General features: G+C 61.7%; 6 protein-coding genes. 2 read left to right on the forward strand and 4 right to left on the reverse strand.

Annotated elements, in window-relative coordinates:
• The 4 genes from ABI213_RS15855 to ABI213_RS15870 form a co-directional block, all read right to left on the reverse strand.
• On the reverse strand, nt 1–301 hold a 301-nt coding region (locus ABI213_RS15855), incomplete at its 3' end, for an aldehyde dehydrogenase family protein (protein WP_348027784.1).
• A 25-nt stretch (nt 302–326) separates the two neighbouring features.
• On the reverse strand, nt 327–1,238 hold the full coding sequence (kdgD, locus tag ABI213_RS15860; RefSeq protein WP_348027786.1) for a 5-dehydro-4-deoxyglucarate dehydratase: 912 nt from the start codon (nt 1,236–1,238) through the stop codon (nt 327–329).
• A gap of 100 nt (nt 1,239–1,338) precedes the next feature.
• On the reverse strand, nt 1,339–2,256 hold the full coding sequence (locus ABI213_RS15865) for an SMP-30/gluconolactonase/LRE family protein (protein WP_348027788.1): 918 nt from the start codon (nt 2,254–2,256) through the stop codon (nt 1,339–1,341).
• 20 nt (nt 2,257–2,276) lie between these two features.
• Nucleotides 2,277–3,086 carry an NAD(P)-dependent oxidoreductase gene (locus tag ABI213_RS15870; RefSeq protein ID WP_348027790.1) on the reverse strand — a complete coding sequence of 270 codons (810 nt, stop codon included), beginning with the start codon at nt 3,084–3,086 and terminating at the stop codon, nt 2,277–2,279.
• 232 nt (nt 3,087–3,318) lie between these two features.
• On the opposite strand from ABI213_RS15870, the gene ABI213_RS15875 reads away from it, so the two are divergent.
• Together ABI213_RS15875 and dctP are read left to right on the forward strand one after the other, a co-directional pair.
• Nucleotides 3,319–4,101 (forward strand): FadR/GntR family transcriptional regulator, encoded by a 783-nt coding sequence (locus tag ABI213_RS15875; protein WP_348027792.1) that lies wholly within the window; start codon nt 3,319–3,321, stop codon nt 4,099–4,101.
• A gap of 111 nt (nt 4,102–4,212) precedes the next feature.
• The coding region (gene dctP / locus ABI213_RS15880; RefSeq protein ID WP_348027794.1) for a TRAP transporter substrate-binding protein DctP at nt 4,213–4,718 on the forward strand (506 nt) is incomplete at its 3' end.

A 4,718-nucleotide genomic window follows, 5' to 3' on the forward strand; every position in this document is an offset into this window, starting at 1 on the left:
CGCCAATGCCTTCGGGCTTGGTTTTACCTTCTTCGCGGGCCAGCAGGGTACCCAGTTCCTCGCGGCGGGCCAAAATTTCGGTGCCGATCTTGTCCAGCGCGTCGGCGCGGGCCTGCACGTTGCCGGTAGACCAGGCGGGGAAGGCCGCCTGGGCGGCTTGCACCGCAGCGTCGAGCTGCGCTGCGTCACCCTGGGTGTACTCGCCGATCACATCGCCCAGATTGGACGGGTTGATGTTGGGGGCGTACGTGGCACCTGCGACCCATTGGCCGTTGATGAAGTTGTCGTGTTTTTGTGTCATGGCGGTCATCAATTTCGGGGATCAATTACTGGGGGCCGAGCTTGGCGATCAGGGCGGCGAGTTCTTCCATCTCGGCGGGCTTCAAATTGGTCAGGGGTGCGCGCACCGGGCCGCCGTCGTGGCCAACGATGGTGGCACCAGCCTTGATGATGCTCACGCCGTAGCCTTCTACGCGGTTGCGGATGGCCAGGTAGGGCATGAAGAATTCCTTCAACAGCTTGTGCTGCGTCGGCAGGTCGTCGGCGGCCACGGCCTTGTAGAAATCCATCGCCGTTTTAGGGATGAAGTTGAACACGGCCGACGAGTACACCGGCGTGCCCAGCGCCTTGTAGGCAGCGGCGTACACCTCGGCCGTGGGCAGGCCGCCCAGGTACGCAAAGCGGTCGCCCAAGGCCATGAAGATGGAGGACATGGTTTCGATGTTGCCCACGCCGTCTTTGAAGCCGATCAGGTTGGGGCAGCGGTCCGCCAGGATGAGCAGAGACTTGGGGGTCAGCTTGGTGCGGTCGCGGTTGTAGACGATGACGCCAAACTTCACGCTGTTGCAGACCTGGGCCACGTGTTCGATCAGGCCTTCCTGCCCCGCTTCGGTCAGGTAGTGCGGTAGCAGCAGCACGCCGTGGGCACCCAGGCGCTCGGCTTCTTGCGCATGGGCGATGGCCATGCGGGTGGGGCCACCGGCACCGGCAATGATGGGTACCACGCCACGGCAGGTGTCTACCGCCGTCTTGATGACCTGGCTGTACTCGGCCCCCACCAGCGAGAAGTATTCACCCGTGCCACCGGCGGCAAACAGCGCCGACGCGCCGTAGGGGGCCAGCCATTCCAGGCGTTCGATGTAGGTGCTGGGGCGGAATTCGCCTTGCGCATCGAAATCGGTAATGGGGAAGGACAGCAGGCCGGAGCCCATGATGGTTTTGAGGTCTTGCGGGTTCATGGTGGTGGTCTCTTGGGTGAACGTAAAAAGTAATTTACTATGGTTTTAATAGCTGCTTGTGCAGGTGGAATATGCGCTGAAGGCTGTTTTTATATAGAAGCTATGGCTTGCGCAATGGAAACTGGGTGAACACCGGTGCGGAAAAACCCCGAACTCCGGGCTGCAAGGCAAATACCGCCCCGTTCAAGCCAGGCGCAGCGGCATCGATGGTGCCCGGCACGATGGACGTGACATACAGCACGTCCAGGTCCGCGCCGCCAAACGTGCACATGGACGGCTTGGCCACCGGCACCTCCAGCGACTGCACCAACTGGCCTTGTGGGTTGAAGCGGTGCACCAGGCCTGCGTCGTTGGCGCAGATCCAGTAATAGCCGTGCGAATCCACCGCAGCGCCGTCCGGGCGGCCCGGCAGGGTTTGCATGTCGGCAAACAGGCGCGGGTTTTGCAGGCTGCCGCTGGCGTCCATGTCAAAGGCCCAGATCTTTTGCACGCTAGGGTGCGAATCGGACAGGTAGGCGGTGGCGCCATCGTGGCTGAAGGCCAGGCCGTTGGGGGTGATCAGACCGTCCAGCGGGGTGGATTGCAAGCCATCCAGCCGCACGGCTTGCAGACCGGTGGCATCCAGGCAGTACAGGCGGCCGACAGGCGAGGCCAGACCCATGTCCATCACCATCGTGCTGACCCAGAAGCGGCCCAGCGCATCGCAGCGGCCGTCGTTGAAACGCATGCCGGGCGCGGGGTGGGCCACAGTGGCCAGGCATTCGACCATCACCTCGGGGGCATCCAGCAAGGTCACGGCAAAGATGCCGGTTTCCATCGCCGCCACCAGAGTGCCAGCGGTGGCGGTCAGGCCGATGCAGCCTACGCGCTCGGGCACGGTCCAGCTTTGGACGGTGTCCGCGGCAGGCGACCAGCAGCGGATCTGCTGGCCGTCAATGTCCACCCAGTACAGGGCTTGCTCGGCGACCGACCACACCGGGCTTTCGCCCACGCGGTCGCGGACGGAAGAAATCGGCATGATCGCTTTAACGGCGGTGCTCATGCCTCGTACGGGCCCATGGTGACAAAACCGCCGCCGTGGCAGGTGGCTGCCGGGTTGTTCAGGTCGGGTGCCGAGGTGCGGGCGTACACCGCCTCGCGAAACACGTCCGAGCTGTCTTGCGGCTGGTAGCCCACGTGTTTGGCGCGGGCGTTGTCCCACCAGGTGACCGTGTTGTTGGACATGCCAAACACCACGCTGTAGCCCAGCACCGGCGTGGTCAGGCAGGCGGTAATCAGGCGGTGCAAGTCACCAAAGCTCAGCCAGGTGGCCAGCATGCGACGGTCTTTGGGCTCGGCAAACGACGAGCCGATGCGCACGCAGGCGGTCTCGATGCCATAGCGGTCAAAGTAGTAGCGTGCCAGGTCTTCGCCAAAAGCCTTGCTCAGGCCGTAGTTGCCGTCGGGCCGGGCGGGTGCATCGGCGGTAATCGTCTCGCCCTGCGAGTAAAAGCCGACCACGTGGTTGGAGCTGGCAAAAATCACCCGCTTCACACCAAACTTGCGGGCCGCCTCGTACAGGTTGTAGGCCCCCAGAATATTGGCCATCATGATGGGCTGGAACGGCCCGTCCACCGACTTGCCGCCCATGTGGACGATGGCATCCACGCCTTGCACCATGGCATCGACCTGGGCCGCATTGGCCAGATCGGCCAGCATGATTTCTTCGCCCTCGGCGGCCGCGCCGAAGTCCACGACATCCGACAATCGCAACATGGTGCAGTTTTGCTTGAGACTCTCGCGCAAAACCTTGCCCAGGCCACCGGCAGCGCCGGTTAGCAAAATTTTCTCGTGCAGCTTGATGGCCATATTGGTTCCTGTTAACTTGTTTTATGTCACAACACCTGCTCCGACTGGACTCGCCTTGTGTCCTTGGTATTCATCCGCTGGACTTTTACCGGGGCTTTGCTACTATGCATCGCATAGACTCACACATCAGTCATGTGTTGTCTGACAACTTGCTATTCTGATAACCACTTCATTCCATGTCAAGGCTTTTTTAATGGCATCCGCACAAACCCTTGCAAAATTGGACCCCAGCTTGTCTGCATCCAACGCGCGCTCCACGCCCATCCCTCCGCCCTCCCCCACATCGCTGATACGCCCCCGGCGCACCCGTGGACTGGTGTTTGAAATTGTGGACGCGCTGGTGGCCGACATCCGCAAAGGCCAGCTGCACCCCGGCGACAAGCTGCCCACCGAGGCCGAGTTCATGGCCCGTTTCGAGGTCAGCCGCACCGTGGTGCGCGAGGCCATTTCCAAACTGCAGGCCTCGGGTCTGGTGGAAACACGGCACGGCATCGGCACCTTTGTGATCGAGCCGCCCGACACCCGCAACTTCAAAATCGCCCCCGAAGATTTCGCCACCGTGGCCGACGTGATCGCCCTGCTGGAGCTGCGCATCAGCCTGGAAACCGAGGCTGCCGGCCTGGCGGCCCAGCGGCGCACCCCGGCCAACCTGGTCCAACTAGAAGTGGCACTGAAAGACTTCAAAGACGCGATTCCGCTCGAATCCGACGGCGTACCGGCCGACTTCCAGTTCCACATGGAAGTGGCCCGCGCCACCGGTAACCAGCACTTCGCCGACCTGATGACCTACCTGGGCACCATGATCATTCCGCGCACCCGCGTCAAAACCCTGGAGCACGTGCCCGAGGGGCGGCTGGCCTACCTGCTCAAAGTGCATGGCGAGCACGAAAGCATCTACCACGCTATCCGCGACCAAGACAGCGACTCGGCCCGTGCCGCCATGCGCACCCATCTGTCCAACAGCCGCGAACGGTTGCGCAAAAGCCAGCCCCTGGAGACCACCAAGCTGGGCTGAGCTGGGTTGATTCCCCCCAAACAGGGGTTTACCCTTTGTGTCATTTCGTTTTTAAGTTGTAGGATGACTGATAAATTTCATCACCCCCTCAGCCACTCAACAGGAAACGACATGAAGAACATCCACCGCCCCCTGATCAGCCTGATCGCCGCAGCCGCCCTGTGCGCCATCAGCGGCATGGCCAACGCCCGCACCTTCCGTTCGGCCGACGTGCACGCCAAAGAATTCCCCACCAACATGGCGGTGAAGTTCATGGGTGACCAACTGAACAAAGACACCGGCGGCAAAGACACCATCAAGGTGTTCAGCGACAGCGCCCTGGGCTCTGAAAAAGACACGGTGGAACAGGTCAAGATTGGCGCCATCGACATGGTGCGCGTCAGCCTGACCACCTTTAACGGCATCGTGCCGGAATCCATGGTGCCGTCGTTCCCCTTCTTGTTCCGCGACGTTGCGCACTTCCGCAAAGCCATGTACGGCGCGCAGGGCGACAAGATTTTGGCCTCGTTTGAGAAAGCCGGCTTTGTGGGTCTGGCCTTTTACGAAAGCGGCGAGCGCTCCATCTACGCCAAGAAGCCCATCAAGACCGTAGCCGACATGAAGGGCATCAAGATCCG

It is taken from the genome of Rhodoferax sp. (assembly GCF_039922535.1).
Classification (GTDB): Bacteria; Pseudomonadota; Gammaproteobacteria; order Burkholderiales; family Burkholderiaceae_C; genus Rhodoferax_B.

What these genes read in the sequence shown, in the direction of transcription:
- ABI213_RS15865 (WP_348027788.1), bottom strand. Translation starts at nt 2,256, where the DNA reads ATGCCGATTTCTTCCGTCCGCGACCGCGTGGGCGAAAGCCCGGTGTGG.
- kdgD (WP_348027786.1), bottom strand. Translation starts at nt 1,238, where the DNA reads ATGAACCCGCAAGACCTCAAAACCATCATGGGCTCCGGCCTGCTGTCC.
- ABI213_RS15870 (WP_348027790.1), bottom strand. Translation starts at nt 3,086, where the DNA reads ATGGCCATCAAGCTGCACGAGAAAATTTTGCTAACCGGCGCTGCCGGT.